At 72.8% G+C, this 18386-nt stretch carries 12 protein-coding genes; all 12 read right to left on the bottom strand.

Annotation, left to right across the window (positions count from 1 at the left end; all coding sequences use genetic code 11):
* Positions 1-64: 64 nt before the first annotated feature.
* Positions 65-523, bottom strand: coding sequence for a hypothetical protein (locus D9V36_RS42865; RefSeq protein ID WP_129294504.1), 459 nt, complete (start codon positions 521-523; stop codon positions 65-67).
* A gap of 3 nt (positions 524-526) precedes the next feature.
* Complete coding sequence (locus tag D9V36_RS16865) at positions 527-871, bottom strand: hypothetical protein (protein WP_129294505.1); 345 nt, start codon at positions 869-871, stop codon at positions 527-529.
* The gene (locus tag D9V36_RS16870) at positions 868-1311 is read right to left on the bottom strand and encodes a YbaB/EbfC family nucleoid-associated protein (RefSeq protein ID WP_129294506.1); all 444 of its coding nucleotides are present in this window, start codon (positions 1309-1311) and stop codon (positions 868-870) included. The genes D9V36_RS16865 and D9V36_RS16870 overlap by 4 nt, the downstream gene beginning before the upstream one ends.
* A gap of 162 nt (positions 1312-1473) precedes the next feature.
* Complete coding sequence (locus D9V36_RS40935; protein ID WP_164992961.1) at positions 1474-5106, bottom strand: WXG100 family type VII secretion target; 3633 nt, start codon at positions 5104-5106, stop codon at positions 1474-1476.
* 373 nt (positions 5107-5479) lie between these two features.
* Entirely contained in the window at positions 5480-7297 is a 1818-nt protein-coding gene (locus D9V36_RS16880) for a WXG100 family type VII secretion target (protein WP_129294507.1), read from the bottom strand.
* A 253-nt stretch (positions 7298-7550) separates the two neighbouring features.
* Complete coding sequence (locus tag D9V36_RS16885; protein ID WP_129294508.1) at positions 7551-8168, bottom strand: hypothetical protein; 618 nt, start codon at positions 8166-8168, stop codon at positions 7551-7553.
* Positions 8169-8216: 48 nt separating this feature from the next.
* Positions 8217-8507: a WXG100 family type VII secretion target gene (locus tag D9V36_RS16890; RefSeq protein ID WP_129294509.1), complete on the bottom strand. Its 291-nt coding sequence runs from the start codon at positions 8505-8507 to the stop codon at positions 8217-8219.
* A gap of 85 nt (positions 8508-8592) precedes the next feature.
* Entirely contained in the window at positions 8593-8928 is a 336-nt protein-coding gene (locus tag D9V36_RS16895) for a WXG100 family type VII secretion target (protein ID WP_129294510.1), read from the bottom strand.
* A gap of 134 nt (positions 8929-9062) precedes the next feature.
* Positions 9063-12392: a right-handed parallel beta-helix repeat-containing protein gene (locus tag D9V36_RS16900; RefSeq protein WP_129294511.1), complete on the bottom strand. Its 3330-nt coding sequence runs from the start codon at positions 12390-12392 to the stop codon at positions 9063-9065.
* Positions 12389-15574 carry a hypothetical protein gene (locus tag D9V36_RS16905; RefSeq protein ID WP_129294512.1) on the bottom strand — a complete coding sequence of 1062 codons (3186 nt, stop codon included), beginning with the start codon at positions 15572-15574 and terminating at the stop codon, positions 12389-12391. Before D9V36_RS16905 ends, D9V36_RS16900 begins: the two co-directional genes overlap by 4 nt.
* A gap of 2 nt (positions 15575-15576) precedes the next feature.
* Positions 15577-16911 (bottom strand): type VII secretion protein EccB, encoded by a 1335-nt coding sequence (eccB, locus tag D9V36_RS16910; RefSeq protein WP_129294513.1) that lies wholly within the window; start codon positions 16909-16911, stop codon positions 15577-15579.
* A gap of 9 nt (positions 16912-16920) precedes the next feature.
* Entirely contained in the window at positions 16921-18330 is a 1410-nt protein-coding gene (gene eccD, locus D9V36_RS16915; protein WP_129294514.1) for a type VII secretion integral membrane protein EccD, read from the bottom strand.
* Positions 18331-18386: the final 56 nt, after the last annotated feature.

Raw genomic sequence — 18386 nt, forward strand, 5'->3', positions numbered from 1 at the left:
CCTCCCGTCGACGCGGCATGCCGCAGCACAAGCCCAGAGGGCACCAGGACCGGACCGGACATGTTCAGGAAAGCTCCTCCGCGGAACCCCGCGTCGTCCCGCCGTCCACCGAGGCCTCCGGCTCCGCCGGTCGCGCGGCCGGCCGGCCCAGCGCGGCGAGTGAGGGGCGGTAGTCCGGGTTGTCGCGCCACTCGACGATCTCGCCCTCAAGGCCCGAACGCCACTGACCGGCCACGGCCCGCACCGGCGGGGCTGCCGCACCCGACCAGGTGGGGTCGATCATGCCGAGCCAGTGGTCGGGGGCCGTCCGGGCGGCCTCCCGTACATAGTCCGGAACCGGGGGCATCCCGCCCGTGCCCGCGTCGTCCGCCCCCACGGCGGTGGGCGCACCACGGCCGTCCCGGGACGGCCGCTCCCCGGGCGCCATGGCGGAGTCCCGGTCCTCCTCGGAGACCGGAACCATGGGAATGACCGCAGAAGCGGCGGGATGTGCGTCCGCCGCCTCCTCGGATGTGCTGCTCATCGCCTACCCGCCGTTTATCTCCGGATTCAGCCGCTGACCGGTCTCGGCCGACCGCTGCTCGACGTCCTCCAGAGCCCGTATCAGCTGCTGCACTTCTCCGCTGGTCCGCTCCAGGAGCTGGGCGCTCTGGAAACCGGCGTCGAGGGCGCCCTTGTGCGGGCCGTCGTACTTTTCCCTGAACTTCTTGGCGGACTTGTCTTCACCGATGGCGTCGCTGTCGGCGTCGCAGTCATCGAGGAACCTCTCGGCGGCCGACTTCACGTGTTGGCTCACCTGTGTCAGCTGGTACAGGGCGTCCCGCAGCTTCGCGGTATCGACCCGCACCGGCTCGTTCGACGATCCGCTCACGACCGGGCTCCCCCTCCCTGCCTCGCGCCGAGCCCGCGCTCGACGTACTCCCGGACGAAGTCGGGCATTTCGATATCCTTCGGCGACATGTCACGCGGGTCGAAGTTGCCCGTGACCATGTCGGCCGGCGTCATCCCCTTGGGCAGCCGGCCGACTGCCACCTCCATCACCTGCGACAAGGCCTTGGTCCTGGCCTGGTCGAGGGTGGCCTGGATGACCCTCGACAGGTCCTTCGGCGCCATGTTGCGGTAAGCGCCGGTGGGGAAGTCCAGCGCCAGCACCTGGCCCTGGGCGCCCACCGTCACCTTCACCACCTGCCGGGGCGCGGTCACCGTGGCCTGGATCTCGTTGATCTGCCGGCGTGTGTCGACGGACTGCTCACGCGCGTCGCGGTACTCGGCCAGCAGATCCTCGATCTGCTGATCGTACGGAGTCGACATTCCCTTCCCCTCAACGCTCTGTGCTGCGCTCATTCGGCCGGTCGTCACCCAGTGAAGCGTGTGTGACGGGCCGAACCGACCGGCGGACACGCGATCTTGACCGCACGGACAGCCGGTTCTGCCTCCTTGGCCAAACCCGGCCTGTCCCGCCGCGCCCCGGCCTCACTTGAAGCCGCCGCCGCCCCAGATGTCGTCGCTCTGTCGCAACAGGTCGGCGACGCTGCTCCTGCTGTCCTCGTCGCGCTCCTTGGTCTTGCCCCTGCCCTTGCCCTGACCTGCGGAGGAGCCGTCCTTCTCGGACTCGGCGGACGAAGTGGCGGCAGCGCTCGGCTTCTCCTCCGGTTCGACCCCCGAGCAGGACAGCTCTCTGAGCATGCCCCCTTCGGAGGAGGGCTTGGGGCGCCAGGCGGGCCGCGCGGGCTCGGCGAACGCCTGCTCCGAGCCGGCACCACGGGCAATCATGTACGCGCTCGCGCCGATCACACCGGCAGCGCCCACCGCCTCTTCCACGCCGGTCACTCCGTCGGCGTGGCCGCCCTTCGCACCGAAGAGGGGCAGGAGATCGGCGTCCCATGCCTCGGCGTCGTCGGCCACGGACGCGCCCTGAGGCGCGGACGCCGAGGCGGGGTCGGCCGCCGGGGTCGTCGCACGTGCCTTCGCCGGTGCTGAGGCGGGCGCGGACGCGGCGGGCGCGGACGCCGGTGCCGGGGCGGGCGCCGTGGCCGGTACCGGGGCCGGGGCGAGCGTCGTGGCCGATGCCGCGGGGGGTGCCGACGCCGATGTCGCGGCGGGTGCCGACGCCGGTGCCGAGAGGGGCCCCGAGGCCGGGACCGTCAGCGACGCGGCGGGGGCCGACGCCGGTGCGGTCCCGGTCGCCGGGGCGGGCGCAGGCGCGGACGCGGGGGTCGAGTGGACCGCCTGCTGCGGTGCCGGGACCGGCGCCTGCGGGGCGGGCGCCTGCCCGGCGACCGCGACGGCCGGGGCCTGCTGAGGGGGCGCCGTGGCCGGGGCGGACTCAGGCTGGTGAACGGCCGCCGGTGCTTCCCGGCTCGTCAGCGCATGAGCCGGCAGACTCTGCGACGCAGGCACCTCCGCCGGCACCTCCGCGGGCACCTCCGCAGGCACCTCCGCAGGCACCTCCGCCGGCTGCGGTGCGGACACCGGTTCCCCGGCGGCCTCCGGCGCGGCCTCGGGTGCTGCGACGTTCGGCGTTGCGTGCGGCGCGGGGGCGGCGACGTCCGGCGCGGCCGGGGTCACGGCGGTCGAGGCGGGCGGCGCCACGGCCGACTCGGTGCCAGCAGTGCCAGCAGTGGCAGCAGTGGCGTGGGTGCCGTTCGGGGCGGCGTTCCGCGGCGCCTGTGTGCCCGAACTACCGGGCGCGCTCCAGGTGTTGGCAGCCGCTGGGCTCCCGTACTGCCCCACGGTGCCGGTGCCCCACGTCGACGCGAGGAACGGCAGGCCGTCCAGCGTGCCGATGGCGAACGCGTCGGCGTTCGTGATGGCCGGGGTGCCCGTCTCGGCGTTCGTGGTGGCCGGGGTGCCCGTCTCGGGCGCTGCCGCTTCCTGCTCCGACAGCGCATCCGCCGGGAGCCCGTCGGAGGGCAGTCCGCGCGGCGAGAAGTCCAGCCCCGCACCGCCGGTCCCGGCCCCACCGGTCGCCTCCGGCGTGGAGGCCGACCCCGCGCTGCGCCACGGCGTCGCATCGCCCTGGAGCAGACCGGAGGCATCGGACGGCGCGCCCTCCGAACCACTCCCGCCGGCGCCCATACCGCCCATCGGCATCATCGGCATCATCGGCATACCGGAACCTCCGCCCTGGCTCGGCGTGTTCGCCCCGCCGGAGGCGCCCGACGCCAGTCCGTCGCCGTAGGAGTCCGAGGCCCCTCCGCTGCTGTCCAGCGACAGTCCGTCGGAGAACAGCCCGTCAGACGGCAGTCGGGTACCGGAACCGTCCAGCGACAGTCCGTCGCCGTCCAGCCCACGCGGCGAGAAGTCCAGTCCCTCGCCGCCCGGCACGGCGCCGCCATTGAGGTGGCCGGCGTCGTCCCGCAGGTTCGCACCACGCCACGGCGTCGCATCGCCCTGGAGCAGACCGGAGGAGTCGGACGGCGCACCCTCCGAACCACCCCCGCCGCCGCCCATACCGCCGCCCATACCGCCCATCGGCATCATCGGCATACCGGAACCGCCGCCCTGGCTCGGCATGTTCGCCCCGCCCCCGGTCCCCGGGGACATCGTGGTCCCTTCGGGGCCCGCGGACTGCCGGCTGGTGCCCCCGGAGGGGTCGGACAGGCCGGTGTGCGGGTAGCTGGAGAGGCCGCCCCCGCCGTGCGAGGAGCCCAGCCCGGAGGGGTTCGCGCTGGAGAGGCTGGTGTCGGGGTAGCTGGAGAGCGGACTGGAGGTGGGGGCCTTGATACCGGAGGTGTCCAGCTTTGGGATGTTCGCCCCCGAGTACGGGGTGGTGCCGGCGTGCGGGCCGCCCCCGAGTTTCCCGATGTCATCCAGACCCAGACCGCCCGTGTACGGCTTCGACGCCACGTTCTTCTTCAGGTTCGGGGTGCCGGCGTTCTTGTTCGTGGGGCCGCCCAGCCCGAGGTCCGGGTAGCGCATGTTCGGGACGTTCGACGTGACCGGGTTCAGGGCAGCGTCCATCGAGGGGTCGAGGAGCCCGCTGTTGGGCATGTTGGTGCCCGGGGCGTTCAGGCCGGTGTCCGGGTACGCACTGGGGTTCGTGTCCCGCGCCCCGCTCTGCGACCAGGGGCCCTTGCCGAGGGCCGGCAGGGGGATGTTGGCCGTGTTGGGGGTGGCGCTCCCGCCGTAGAGGGACGTGCCATTGGGCGCGTCCGTACCGCCCAGGTCCCCGGCGTTCGGGTAGGGGGTGGGGCTGCCGCTGTCCGGGGCGTTCGTGCTGAGGTCCGGGAACTTGGCGTGGCCGGGGCGGTTGCCGGTTCCCGGACCCGTGCCGGAGTTCGCCGTCGAATCCGGGAAGTTGCCCTCGTTGAAGTGGGGCAGGTTGCCGTTGCCGTTGCCGGTGTGGGGGGGACCGGTGGGGCCGTAGTCCAACAGGTTGGGGGAGTTGTAGCCCGCGCGGTTGGCGCCCCCGAAGTTGGGCCCGTTCGGCGAGTACCCGCCGACGTTGTTGTACAGGTTGGGCACGCCGTTGCCGGGGCCCGGGGCGCCTCCCGTTGGAGGGGTCGGCGACTTCGGCTGGGCGACGTTGTCCTCGGTGACCTTGTAGTGCGAGCTCAGGCTCTTCACGACCTGCTGCATGTCCTGGGTCATCATGCTGACGAGCTCTGGCTTGGCACCGATGTGCACCGAGCCGTTGTCCATCATCAGGCTAGGGTCCTGCGCCAAGGCCTGTTTGGCGTAGAAGAAGTCGATGTCCGCGATCTTCTGACCGGCCTCGCGCAGGTGGGCCGCGTTGTTCGCCAGCTGCTGCGGGATGTTGTAGTCCCCGGTGATGCCTCCGGACAGCGTGTCGCCCAAGTCCTTCACCTGCTTGGACAGGGTGCCCATCACCCGGTTCAGCGCCTGTGCCGCGGGGCCCTTCCACGGCCCGTTCTCGCCGGCCAGCGCCTGCGCCTGCTCACTGATGCTATCGGCGGCCCGCTGGATCACCTGCTCCGCGTACCAGAAGGTGTCGGCCGCGTCCTGGATGCTCTGCGGGTCGGCTATGAACTTGGCGCTGCCGTCGTTCTCGGGGTGATCGGGGTCGTGGCCGGTGACGTGTTTGACGACCGCTTTCCAACCCCACTCGGAGTAGTCCCCTTGATCGTTATTGTCGTCGGACATGCCGCCTCCACTCCCCTCCCCGAACGTCGATGACGCAGTGCCGTGCCACTGCCTGTAATCCGCGCGCGACCACACGGCATCCGGCCCCCGGCCGGTACTGCCTGGAAACCCGGCAGCCCCGTGCATCTTGTTCCTACAGGGGCCCGCCATCCAGCGTAGGCGTTGCGGGTGGTGTCACCGGCACGCTGTCACGACACCGAGACAAACACGATTCCTTCGCGGTCGATACCGCTGATTCGAGTAACCCGACGCACACCCTCTGTTGTCAACTTGCCTGCCAGGCAGCCATGTTGCCCTTCCCGGCAGGCGCCCGGCGCTCATCGCCGGGCCGTCGAGGAGAGTCTGCGGCGCAAAGGCACCACACCCGGGCGGATCAGAACCCGGGCAGTCCGGCTGCCTGGCCGGTGTTCTGCGGAGTCGTGTCTCCCGACGGCACCGTCGACAAACGGCCCTTCATCGCCGGCTGCACCTCCACCGGCTGAGACTGCTGTGGCACATCCCCCGCCGGCACCGCCACCGAGCGGCCCATCATCGCCGGCTGCAACTCCACCGGCTGAGACTGCTGCCGCGCATCCTCCGCCGGCACCGTCCGCGGCCGCAACATCATCTCCGGCTGCAACTCCTCCGGCTCAGACTGCTGCCGCGCATCCTCCGCCGGCACCGTCCGCGGCCGCAACATCATCTCCGGCTGCAACTCCTCCGGCTCAGACCGCTGCCGCGCATCCTCCGCCGGCACCGTCCGCGGCCGCAACATCATCTCCGGCTGCAACTCCTCCGGCTGAGACTGCCCCGTCGACGAGTCAATCGGGGCCGGCCGCGACAGATACTCCGAGGGCGGCATCCCAGTCACGGGGGACATCGTGTCCCGCGACATGGGCATCACCGGCCTGCTCATGCTCCGCGTCACGGGGGTTGTCCTCTGCTGCTGGAGCGGCGTTCCGAGGCCGGTGACACCCGAGCTGAACGAGTCGGGCAGGCCGCGGCCACCACCGGTTATCGGGCTGGAGAAGGTGGCGTGGGGCACACTGTCGCCGGTGACCTTGTAGTGGGCCGCCAAGGCGATGAGCACCTGGCGCATGTCGCTGTCCAGCAACGGGGGGATGGACTTGACCTGGCTCACCGCGATCCGGCCATCGTCCATGACGATGTCGTCCTTGAATTCCCCAGGGTGCTCGTTGTAGTACTCGATGGCCTGATTGGCATACCAGACGTCGATGTCGTGCAGCTTGGCTATCGCCTCCCGCAGGTGCTGGGCGTTGTTCGCCAGCTGCTGGGGGACGTTGTAGTCACCGGTGATCCCGCCGGTCAGCACATCGGTCAGGTTCGAGACCTGCTGGGACACGTTCTGCATCAGCTTGTAGAAGCTCTGTGCCGCCGGCCCCTTCCACGAGCCGTTCTCCCCGACCAATGCGTTGATCTGGTGGCTGAGGTTCTCGTCGGCCTCCTTCAGCACCTGCCCCGCATACCAGAAGGTGTCCGCCGCGTTCTGGAGCGACTGAGGGTCGGAGGTGTCGCTGCCGTTCACGCCGGGGTCGTCGGGCTTGGACCCGGTGACGGCCTCCATGACCTGCTTCCAGGTGTACTTGGAGTAGTCACCATTGGCGCTGTCGGAGCTGCCGGAACTTTTGGAGCTGGAGTCCGAGTTGGAGTCCGAGTTGGAGCTGGAATCGGGACTCGAATCCGATCCGGAATCCGAACTGGAACTGGAGTCGGAGTTCGTGTCCGAGCCAGGGCCGGACCATCCGCTGCCGTAACTGTTGGGGCTGGAACCGTAATTCCCCGTGTTGTAACCCCCGCCACCGCCGGTCGGGTCAATCCCGTAGCCGCCCAAGCCGTAACCACCGGTGTCGTAACCGGTGTTGTAGCCGGTGTTGTAGCCGGTGTTGTAGCCGTTCGGGTCCGTCCCGTAGGCGTCCGCCGGGTTCCCCGTGGAACCGTCCAGGCCCCCGGGAACGGTGTTTCGCGGGGGGTACCCGGCATAGCCTCCCCAGCCCGAGCCGCCACCGTAGGAGCCGGGGTCCAGGCCGTAGGAGCCATTCCCGTACCCGTTGGAGTAGCTACCCGGGACGCCCTCGGTGGCGGCACCCAGGAGGCCGTCGGAGACGCCGTAGTAGGCCGGAGTGGCCTCGTACGTGTACCCCGAGCCGTCGTTACCGGTGCCGCTGTTATAGGAGTTACTGCTCTCGGTCATTACTGGCAGACCCTTCGCACCATGCCCACAAGGCGCACCGCCCGCCGCGGGCGTTGCGCCTTCGTCTTCCTACCAAGCCCCCGTCGTATCTCGGGGCGTTCGTTCGTTTCGGCCCGTCCCGAGCCACCGCAGCCGCCTTCAAGACCGCGTGGTCCGGTAGGTGTCACCGGACCACCGCGGTCCTTTTCGGGGTGCTCGTCCCCTCCCGCAGTGGCGCCTGACGCGGGCGGACCATGACGACCGCTCCATTCACCTACGCGGTCGTGGTGGTGGACGGCCGCGACGAGGACGACTTATCGGCCCCCAGCTGCTGGCCCAGCACCGCGCTGTCGCGCTGGAAGCTCTGGAGGTCGGTCTGCGCGTCCTGAATGAGCTGGTGCAGCTCGTTGCCCGCCTTACCGTTGAGCTCCTCCAGCGTGGAGTACTTGTTGGCCAACGTCCGGATCTTATCGGCGATGTCCATCAGCGACTGGCGCACGTCGTGCATGGCCTTGACAAGGCCCTCCTTCAACCCCCCAGGGCCGCTGATCTTGGCTTTGAGGGCATCCGCCTCGGTGAAGGTGCCGGGCCGGATCTCGTCGATGTGGTCCACGCGATCCATGGCGCCGCGGACCACCTCGGCGATGGTGTCCAGGTTGTCGGCGAACTTCTTGAGCGCCGTGGTGTCGACGGAGACGTCGCCGCCGCCCGAGGTGGACGTGCCCGGGATCCTCGGCAAAACCGGTATCGTCTGGCTCGTGTCGACCGTGCCCTTGCTGGTGTCGTCGTAGGCGCCGCCCTGGTAGTGCTGCGGGTCATCCGAGGACGAGCTGGATGACGAGTCGTATGACGAATTGTTGTTGCCGTAAGTCGTGTCACCCGGACTGACCACTGCGCGTCACCTCCCCACCGTGCGGACGGAGTTGCTCTCGGCCATCGCTCACTGTTCCCAGAGGTTGACGCCGTACTTCTCACCGTCGTTGTAGTGCTGGCCGATGACGTTCAGGCCCTGGGCGGCCTTCACCGCCTGCTGCTGCATCGCTTCGGCCCCCTGCTTCCACTGGAGCCTCTGCTGCTCGTATGCCTCACGGGCCGCGCTGTCCCAGTTGGCGAGAGACTTGTTGGCGTTGGCTTCCAGCTCGTCCAGGGTCTGCTGGATCTTCTGAGCGATGGCCTGCATCTCGCCCTCGGCGAACGACATCTGCTCGAGACTTACCTGGTACGTCGTCATGTTGGCCTCTCTTGGCTTGCACCCGGCGCCCAGCGCCGGGCCGTCGTCGGACAGGTCACGGGGGCCGGCCCCGCGGGACCGCGGATCACATACCGGGCAGCCCGGCGGCGATGGCACTCTGCAGCGAGGCGGCCTCGTCGCTGGTCTGGCCGTGAACGCTCTCGTACTTCCCCGTGGTGGCCTCGAGCTTCTCGAAGACGACCTGGAGCGCCGCGTGCACCTTGTCGCAGTTGTCGATCCAGTTCTGCACTGCTGCTTCGAAGGTTACGGCCGCGTCACCCTGCCAGCCCCCGCGCAGGGCGGTCAGCTGATCGAACATGGCCTTGTGGGCCTGCCGGGTCTCCATCAGGCCCTGTTCGAAGTGCGGCAGCGCCGACCGCATTCCGGGAACATCAACACTCGTCGGCTGGTTTCCAGCCATGGGCTTCTCCTTCGCTCAGGTGGTTCCTTCGTGCCGTCAACCATGGCACCGTGTGGGTTTCCCACTGTCCCGCGCCCTCCACTCGCGAGGAACCGCACGCGGGGGTTGTTGCCTTCCGATACAGGCCCCGTTGTCTAGTTGTGCGCAGCTGCAGCCGGTTCGGGAACCGGACGGGACGTGGTGCGCGTCCGGTCCGCGATGCGGTCCGCGAGCCGGTGGGCGCCGCGCGCACCGTCGCCGGGCATCTGGCCTGCGATACGCCCGCTCAGCGCCGTGTGCGTCGCCTCGCCGACGGTGTGGCCGCGGGCGGCGAGCCGCCGGCACATCAGCCCGGCGAGCTCCTCCGCCGTGTAGTCGGGGAAGCGCAGGTACTCGGCGAAACACCGCGCCACGTCCGGCCGTTCGCGCAGTGTCGGGCCGAGCCCGGCGTCGCTGCCGCGCAGCACCCACACCGTCTGCGGGTTGCGGACCGCGGACGCCACCAGGGCCTCCCACACCATGCCGCGCTCCGCCTCGGACCGCGCGGCGAAGGCCGCGTCGAGTTCGAGGTCCAGCACGCCGCCGTCCGCCTCGCCGAACAGCCAGGCGGCGAAGGCGCGGGCCTCCTCCGGGCGTCCGGCGGGCACCTGCGACAGCGCCACGCGGTGCACCGCGCCGTTGCGCAGCACGCCGGTCTCGGCCAGGCACTTGGCGTACAGCGTGGCCACGGCGCGGCGTCCGCTGCCCTGTTCGCCGGCCAGCACGACGTTGGCTCCCGGTGCGGGTGTCTCGCCCCGCTGGACCCCGGACACCAGCTCATTGGTACGTCTGAGCAGGGCCGTGCGGACGTCACGCAGTCCGCACAACGCCGCCAGTCGCCGCATGGCGGGCGGTGGTTCGGCCGGCGCCCTGGGGGCTGCCTGCTGCACCGGCTCGGGTTCCGGGTCGAGAACCGGGGCCGGGGCGTGGGGGGTCTCCGGGGGCGGTTCCTGCGGGGGCTGCGCCCTCTCGACGGCCTCGGGGTTCTCGGACTCCGGCAGCGGACCGACGTCCTCGGCCACCAGACGGTTCAGCGTCTCGTTGTCGCCGGAGGAGGTGGCCAGCCGGGACGCCTGGTTGCTGATCATGGTCTCGAAGATCGACCGGGCGACACGCCCGTTGCCGAACGTGGCCCCCTTGGGGATGTCCACGAAGTACCTGGTGAGGGCCTCCAGACCGGAGTCCTCAAGCTCGTAGTAGTGCTTGGCGCACAGGCCCTGCACGATGGTGACGAGCTCGTCGACCTCGTAGTTGGGGAACTCCACGGTGCGGGCGAAGCGGGAGGCCATGCCGGGGTTGGACTCCAGGAACTGCCCCATCTGTTCGGAGTACCCCGCGACGATCACCACGATCTCGTCGCGGTGGTCCTCCATGAGCTTCATCAGCGTCTCGACGGCCTCCTGGCCGAAGTCGGGCCCGCTGCCCCCGGACTGGTTGGTGAGGGTGTAGGCCTCGTCGATGAAGAGCACGCCGCCGAGCGCCTTCTCGAAGACCTCGGTGGTCTTGATCGCCGTGCCGCCGATGATCTGCGCCACCAGCCCGGACCGGGACACCTCGACGATATGGCCCTGTTTGAGGATGCCGAGTTCGGCGAGGACCGCGCCGTAGAGCCGGGCGACGGTGGTCTTGCCGGTGCCGGGTGGTCCGGCGAAGACCAGGTGCCGGCTCATCGGCGGCATGGGCAGGCCGAGTTCCAGGCGCCGCTGGGCCATCTTGTTGACGTTGATCAGGCCGGTGACCTCGCGCTTGACGCTGTCCAGGCCCACCAGGGCGTCGAGTTCGGCCAGCGGCCCGTTGTCGCTGCCCGCCGCGGCGCGCTCCTCCTTGGCGGACTTGCCGGCGCTCTTGTCCCGTACGCCGGCCCCCGCCCCGGCCCAGGCCGGCTCGCCCGCCGCCGGCCGCGGCCGCTGCTCGTCCTCGTCGTCGCGCAGCCGGTTGAAGCCGGTGCCGCCGTTGTCGGTGACCTCGCAGCGCTGGACGGTGACGGGCTCCTCGGAGTTGCTGCGGACGCCGTCACCGACGTTGCCGGTGATCGTGCAGTCGCTGAGGTCGGCCCGGCCGGACGCCTGGACGTTGACGCCGTGGCCCTTCGCGTCGTGTATCCGGCAGCCGCTCGCGGTGAGGGCGCCGCCGCCGAGCACCCGCGCGCCGTCGCCGGAGGAGCCGGCCAGTTCGCTGCCGCGCAGCACGACCTCGCCGTCCGTGCCGACGAGCACGCCGGCGCCGTCGACCGTGGAGGACTCCACCTCGGCGCGCGCCCCGCCGGACACCGACAGTCCCCACTCGCCCGCCGCGCGCAGCCGGACGTCCTCGAAGGCGGCGACGGCGCCCTCGGAGAGGTCGGCGCCGACACCGTGGTCGACCACGAGGTCGGCGTGGTGCAGGTCGGCGCGGGAGGACCCGGACAGGCGCAGCCCCGCACAGTCCTCCGTGAGCGTCAGGTCCCGGAACTGGGCCCGGGACTCGCCACGGAGCTGGATCGCGGTGCGCTTGGCGCCCTGGAGGCGCAGCCGGTGGAACTCGGCCTTGCTGCCCTCCTCGATGAGGACGGCCAGCGGTGTGCCGGTGATCTGGCAGTCCTCCAGCCGGGGGGCGGAGGCGCCGGTGACCTGGAGGCCGCTGACCTTCGCCGCCGTCAGGCGGCAGCCGCGCAGCAGGGGAGCCGCGCCCCCGCCGACGTGGACGGACTGTTCGCCCGAGCCGCTCAGGGTGCAGTCGGTCAGGGTGGTGAGGCCGGTGCTGGTCAGGTAGGCGTCGAGGCTGGCGGACTCGGTGACGGTGACCCGCATCAGCTCCGCCCTGGCCTGCTGCTCCACCACGATGGCCGGCTTCTGGCTGCCGGTGACGGTGGTGGTCTCGACGGTGACGCTCCCCTGCCCGTTCACGCAGATGCCGTTGCCGCCGACCCGCTCCAGGGTGCAGTCGCGCACCGTGAGGCGCCCCTTGTCGGCGATGACGACGGCGGAGGAACCCAGGTCGGTGACGGTGGTGCGTTCCACGGTGTTGTCACTCTCGGCGGTCACCACGATGCCGGCGCCGCCGGGGTTGGTCACCCGGCAGTCACGGGCCGCCAGTTGACCGTCCTGCCAGGAGATCACCGCGGCCCACGCCTGGTCGCCGGTCACCGTGCAGCCGTCGATCGCCGCCTGGCCGCGGCGCACGTCCAGCACGGCAGCGTTGGCGTCGGAGCCGCCGAGGGTGAGGCCGGTGAGCTGGACCGCTTCGGCGTCCACCGTGACCGTGCTGCCGACCGGTGACTCCAGCCGCACGGTGCCGGGGTCGCCCTCGGCGGAGAGCGTGACCGCCCGGGTGAGCGTGAGCGTCTCGGTGTAGGTGCCCGGCGCGATGGCGATCAGCGCGCCCTCACCGGCCGCGGCCAACGCCTGGGAGACCGTGCGGTAGGCGCCGCTCTGGGTCGCGGAGACTCTCAGGACCTGACGGTTCACTGGTTCTGCCCTTTCTGCGGCCGGGGGCCGTTCGAGGCAGCGGGCGGCCGCGGCCCGGCCGGCCTGTCCGGTTGGGACTGCAACAACCCGGGAGCGGAGCGGAAGGCGTCCGCGTGCTCGTCGGGAAGCGGGTCGCCGGCCGGGACCTCGGTGTCCTGCTCGGCCTGCTTCCACAGGGCGTGGAGCTGGTCGAGCCCCTTCAGGGCGATCTCGTCGAGCGGCACCCGCTCCTCGCGCAGGTTACCGGCCTCGTCAACCTCGGACGCGGCCAACTCCCTCAGCAGGACGGCCGGCCGGTCACCGTCCACCGAGCGCAGGACCTTGAACCGGGTGCCCGGGGTGAACAGCAGGCGGTCGGGGATCTCCGGCGCCAGCAACCCGGTCCGCCGGGCCGTCATCGACCAGAACAGGACGTCGGTGTTGCCCGGCAGGCCCCGGCGGAGGGCGGAGAGGGCGGCGAGGAACGAGTGTTCCGTGACGAGCCTCCCCTCCTCGTACCAAGCGCGTTCGGCATCGCTGAGCGTGGCCCGCAGGATCGCGCCGCCCCGGTAGGACGGCAGGCGGCGCATCCCGGCGGTGGCGCAGCGTGCCAGCGGGACGTGCGGGCCGGCGACGGCGGACCGGATGGCGGCGTCGATGTCCGGGGTCGAGCCGGACAGGTACAGCCGAATGGCCGCCAGGTCGGTGAGCGCGTCGGCGGTGGAGCCGCGCGGCCCGCCGGCCAGCCCCGGTGACTGCGAGAGCACCCGGGCGACCAGGGCCGCCGCGGTGTCGTAGCGCTCGCCGAGGCTGCGGCGCACCCAGTCGCGTTCCCTGTCGACGCCCTTGGGGGGCGGCAGCACGACGGCGGCGGCCGCGGGTTCGGGCTGGACCCGGACGGTGCCCGGTACCGCGCCGGCGAGCGGCTGTGGCGGCGGTGCGACGGCCTTCTCTGCCGGTCCCGCGGCGGCGGCCGGTGGCGTGGCCGGGGCGGGCCGCGGCGGCTCGGGCTCCGGCGCCGGGGGTGCCTGGGGGCCGGCGGGCGGCTGCGGGTCCGGCGGGGTGTCGTCCCGGCGCGGGGCCGGGGGCGGCGTCGCGGCCGGCGGCGGCGTGGGCGAGGACTCCAGGCGGATGCTGGGCAGACGGGGACCGGGCGACGCGGGGGCCGGCGGCGGGGGCGGGGCCTGGGGCGCGGCGGGCTCGGGCGCGGGCGCGGGCGACACAGGGGCCGGCGACACGGGCTCGGCCGGCGCGGCGGGCTGCGGGCCGGCCGGCGAACCGGCGGGCGGGGCCGCGGGGTTGGCGGGCGGCGGGCCGGCCGGCGACGCGGCGGGCGGCACGTCCTCCGTCCACTCCGGACCGGACCCCGTCCACTCCGGACCGGACCCCGGGGCGGGGGGCGCCGCGGGAGGGGTGGGTGCCGGAGGAGTCGGTGCCGGAGGAGTCGGTGCGGGAGAGGCCGGCGCGGCGGGGGCCGCCGGGCCCGTCCCGGTGGTCGTCGTCCCTGCCACGGGCGCGGCCGGCGGACCGGCCTGCTCCGGACCCGTCACCGGGCGGGTGACCGGGGCCGGCGTCCGGGGCGGCCTGAGCTGCACCGTCTCGGGGCCGGCATCCAGCCGTCCGGGCAGCGGGGGCGCGGCCCGGTCCTCGGCGGGGGCCGGGCCGGGGGCGGCCGGCCGGCCCACCGTGCCGGGCCCGGCCGCGGGTGCCTGGTCGGTCCAGCCGGCGGGGCCCTGCGAGGACGGCAGCGCCAGGGGCGGCTGCGCACCCGTGCGGTCCTCCAGCATCCAGCCGCCCGGACGGCCGGGCGCGACGGCGGGCGTGGTCCGCGCCGCCGTCGGCAGCACCTCGACGGCAGGCAGCGGGTAGCCGCCCGGCGGCACCCTCCCCGCCTCGCTGGAGGGCAGCACACGGGTGCGGTCACGGAACGCCGGATCCAGGGCGGGCAGCAGCTCATGGGCGACGGTCCGCATGCGGTCGGCGGTCACCGGGTCGGTCTGGTCGTACAGGATGGCGGGGAAGGCGGGGTCGGCGGGGACGGAGCGCACCACGTACCCGTCGTGCGGCTCGCCGGCCGGCCGTACCCACAGGCCGCTCTGCACGACCTCAAGAAGCACGTCGGGCGCGTGCCGGTAGACGCCGGGCGCGACCGCGGCGGTGGCGCCGGTGGGCACCCGGGTGTTCAGCGGCACCGGTGCCATGACCGGTTCGCCGTTCGGCCCGCGCGGCGTGAAGCCGAACTCGTCAGCGTACGGGCGCCACCCCAGAGTCCCGTCGGCCTGGAGCGTGCGGACCTCCCGGGTCCCGGCCTCCGGGCCGACCGAGGGCAGGCCCGCGTAGACGACGACCCGCCGGCCGAGCAGGTCGGCGAGTGCCTGCCCCAGCGGGGCCCCGTCCGGGACGGCCACCGGGCCGTAGGGGACGAACCGCACGAGGTGGTGCGCGCTGCTGGGCAGGGTCGCCCAGAACGCGGCGACCTCCTCCAGCGGCAGCGCGGACGAGGCGCCCGGCGTGCCGAGCGCGACGCCGAGCAGATCCGGGTCGCCGACGAGCAGGTCGATCAGGCGCCGGCGGTGGTCGGGCGTGGCGGCGTCCTCCCAGGAGCCCCGCAGCCACACGCCCCCGGGCAGCGGCTCGGCCGTCCCGCCGGGGCCGGTCGACCACGGCTGGTCCGGTACCGAGTACTCCCACTGCGGCTTGGGGAAGCGCCGCGAGTCCGGGGCCGACGGCCTGCGGGGCCGGTAGCGCAGCCAGCCCAGCCCGTGGTCGACGGGCACGAACAGCGCGCCGCCGGCCGCGGGGACCAGCGGGCCGTCGGGGGCCAGCACGATGCGTTCCAGCCGGTCGGCGAGCCACTGCGCGGCGCGTTGGACGTCCTCGCGGGTGCCGCGGCCGGGGACGAGCCGGAAACTGCGGCCCGCGCGTTCCAGGGTGCGGGCCACGGCCTCCCACACGTCGTCCTCCGGCCGGGCCGGCAGGTCGAGTACGACCAGGGTGTGCTGCGGATCGGCGGCCAGCCGCTGGGAGAAGGCCAGCGCCCGGTTGTCGACGAAGCCGCGCGGATGGACCAGGAGCGCGTTGCCGACGTTCCTGGACTCCAGCGTCGGGCCGACGGCGCGCAGGGCCGCGCGCGCCAACCGGGTGGAGAGCCGGGGGGTGAGGTCGCGGCGGGCCGCGGAGTTCTCGTCGAAGGCGCGTGCCATCGTCAGTCGACTCCCGCCACGGTGACGGCCCGGGAGCGGCGGAGCCGCGGGCCGTTGGGTATCTGGTCAAGGGTCGTCGACGGCAGCGTCCGGGGGGTGACGCTGCCGTATCCGAGCGCCTGGCCGGCCGATCCGACCAGCTCGTACTTCACGCCCTGGTCGGTGATCAGGAACGGGGTCGGGTCCTTCGTGGCGCCGGGCTGCTTGGGCGGCGCGGCGAGCACCGCGTGCTCCGTGGGGAGCACGGCCGTCGCCCGCGCCGTCATGACCCGGCCGCTCTCCCGCACCACGGTGCTGTGCACCTTGTTGCCGGACGTGGACCGCCGCAGGCACAGCGCGCCGCCGCTGTCGGAGGTCGCGTCCTTGCCGGCGAGCAGGTCGGGGAGGCGGTGCAGCAGGGAGGAGTCGGAGGACGACGGGACGGCGGCGATGTCCGTGGGGCTCACGCCCACCGGCTGCCGGCCGCCCGGCCGGGCGGCGAGGAGCGCGGCCTCGGTCTGGTTGAGCGGGGCCATCCCGTCGTTGCGGAGCACGTAGTAGTGGTGGGTGCTGCCGACGACGGTACGGAAGAGACTGCCCACGGTGGCCCGGCTGCCGGCCACCGTCCGGCCGCCCTTGCCCGCGCCGGGGATCGCGGCGGGGCTGACGGTGGCGCCGGTGGGCAGCGCGTCCAGCCACGGCTGGGTGGCCTGGACCGGCCGCTCGGTGTCGAGGCCGAGGGCCAGCAGCGAGGGCCGCCCGTCGATGGGGTACTTGGTGTCCTTCCACACCACGTAGCGGCTGTCGTGCGGGCCCGCGACCAGTACCCGGGTGTCGTCCGGGACGGGCCGGGCGGACTGCGGGGCGAAGTCCAGCCGCTCGACGGCCTGCGGTCCGGGCCGCAGGCAGTCGGCCCAGGCGCCGGTCAGCAGGGCGCTCGGCTCCGCGACGTCGTCGGGGGCACCGGCGATGCCGATGGTCGAGCCGCGCCGCACGCCGGACAGCGACGCGCGGGACACCTCGGTGACGGTGGCGCCGCTGCCGGCGGCCAGGAGCGCGGAGGCGTAGTTCAGGGTCGGGTGGAGTTCGCCCTTGACGTAGAGGTAGCGGGTGCCGGTCTCCTTCTGCACGACCAGGGCGCCGGTGTGCTTCCAGGAGGTGTTCTCGGCGGGCTTGAGGAAACCGAAGACGACGGAGCCGATCACCAGCAGCACGGCGAGCAGGGCGCCGAACATGGCGCCCAGCCCCGCGCTGTGCATGGGCGCCTCGCCGTTGCCGGGGGTACCGGAGACCAGCGCCGAGGCCAGTCGTCCGGTGGCGAACTGGTAGGCGTGCAAGTGGTCGCGACGTGTTTGCACCGAGCCCCCTCAGCTGACCGCGGCACGCACGTGCGCGTAAACGTGGAGGAGTTGCAGCAGCAGCGGCAGCAGGGCGAGCGCCGTCAGCATCTCCAGGATGTCCGCCATCCGCCCCCACACCGGCAGCAGGCGGGCGGTGGGCAGCCGCCACGCGCCGACCAGCACCAGCAGCGCGCCGATCAGCAGGCCGACCAGCAGTGCGCAGCGCCCGGCGGGGGAGGTCAGCGACGCGGTCCAGGCGAGCACCCCGGCGAGCAGGCCGAGCACCCCGCACAGCACGGTCGGCACCCGCTGCCAGGTCGCGTTCAGGTGCTTGGAGCGCAGCAGCACCGCGGTGGCGAACACCAGCGGGAAGAGCCGGCCGATCCACCCGTCGGCGTGCGCCGTCAGCACGAAGGCGCCCGAGCAGAGCGCGGCGGTGGCGCCGGTGACCACCGTCAAGAACGCGTCGGCGATGGCGGTCCTGCGCTTGACCTGGTCCTCGGCGAGGGGGTCGACGTCCTCCTGGAGCTCCGCGGCGTTGTGCGGCAGTTGCGGCACCCGCAGCCGGGCCATCCGCAGCGACGCGCGGGGCGCGAGGTGCCCGAAGAAGAACGCGGTGACCGCCACCGTGCCGGCGCTGCGTGCCCCGTCCCAGCCGGACAGGACGCCGACCCCCGCGGTGAGCGCGACGAGGGCCGCGGTGGCGAGCACGGTGCCGGTGACCGCGACCGGTATCCGGGACACGGACAGCAGGACGACGGCGGCCACGAGGGCGGCGGCCCCGCCGAGCAGGACGTCACCGGGTTTCGGTGAGAGCAGGGCGGCGGTGGAGCCGAGAGACGTCAGACCGGCCAGCGCCGCGTTGGCGCACGCGCCGACACCGGTGACCAGCGCGATCCCGCGGTCGTTGGACCACTGCTGGTCCAACGCGCAGCCGGCGCCGAGCACGACGGCGGACACGGCGTACAGCACAGGGACCAGGACTCCCTGCCCGAGCACCGGAACGGCCGCTGCCAGCGTGGCCAGCACCAGGCAGGCCAGGCCGAGGAAGAGCCGGCGGGTCAGTTCCGGGCGCCACCGGTCGGTGTGCGCGCCGACGGCCTGGCCCACGCCGTCGGAGACGTCGTCGTACTCCCACTCCGGCATCGGGTCGTCGGCGGGCCGCAGGTGGAGGACGTCGCCGTGGAGGAGGCCCGCGCTCTGCGGCGTGGCGTCCAGGTCGAGGGGCGCCTCGCCCAGGCGTTGCAGGGTCCAGGTGGAGGCCGGCCTGCCGGGGTCGGTGGAGACCCGCCGCAGCAGCACCGGCAGCAGGGCGGAGACGGAGGTGGTGACGGGGACGGCCAGGTCTGCGCGGCCGGCCGGCCCGGCGATGGTCAGCCGGCACACCTCGGTGCTGACCGCTCCCGGGGTGCGGGGGGCGGGTAGGGCGGTGGTCATGGTGCTCCTGGAAGCGGGGGTTCGCGGTGGCTTGGAGGACGGGGGCGGGCCTGGCG

This window comes from Streptomyces lydicus, from assembly GCF_004125265.1.
In the GTDB taxonomy this organism is placed as follows: Bacteria; Actinomycetota; Actinomycetes; order Streptomycetales; family Streptomycetaceae; genus Streptomyces; species Streptomyces lydicus_C.